The organism is Aliiroseovarius sp. S1339 (assembly GCF_023195695.1).
In the GTDB taxonomy this organism is placed as follows: Bacteria; Pseudomonadota; Alphaproteobacteria; order Rhodobacterales; family Rhodobacteraceae; genus Aliiroseovarius.
The window spans coordinates 1-713 of the sequence record NZ_JALPQG010000019.1 but is presented as its reverse complement, the minus strand read 5'-3'; the positions used below and the strand labels follow the sequence as shown (position 1 = coordinate 713).

The window sequence follows — 713 nt, the reverse complement described above, 5'->3', positions numbered from 1 at the left end:
CAGAGCATCGTGGCCCGGCTGAAGAGCGGCTGGACTCCCGAGCAGATCGGTAACCGCATGATCCATGAAGGTGCAAAACTGCGGGCCTGCCAAGAGACGATCTACCGATACATTTATTCCAAAGAAAGCATGGATCAGGAGTTGTGGTGGTACCTGCCCCTGCACAGAAAGAACCGCACACCACGTCGTGCACGCAAGCGTCAGAAGCCTAAGTTTGACCGCAATGTCAGCATCTTGTTCCGCTCTGATGATGTCGCCCACCGCCGCCAGTTCGGCCACTGGGAAGGCGGCTTAATGTTGTTCGAACAGAAGCTTGGCCAGACGAATGTGACGTCTCTCGTTGAACGGGTCAGCCGGTTCACTGTGATCCTGAAAAACCCGAACAAGCGCACCAAACCGGTCATGGGAAAGATCATGAAAGCAATCAAAGACCTGCCCTTGATCGCACGCAGATCGATTATCTTCGACCGTGGCACAGAGTTCGTCAGCTGGCCGCACCTGCAAGCTGAGCTGGGCACTCAAACTTGGTTCTGCGACCCTTCCAGTCCCTGGCAGAAAGGCACCGTCGAGAACACCAACAGGCGCGCTAGACGATGGCTTCCTCGCAAATGCGACATCCGAGGCATGACAGATCATGACATCAAGCAGATCTGCGATCAGCTCAACAACACGCCCCGCAAATGCTTGGGATGGAAAACTCCAGCGGAGGTGTT

General features: G+C 55.3%; 1 protein-coding gene. It reads left to right on the top strand.

Annotated features, from left to right (window positions below):
• On the top strand, positions 1–713 hold a 713-nt coding region (locus MUY35_RS17045; protein WP_248370382.1), incomplete at both ends, for an IS30 family transposase.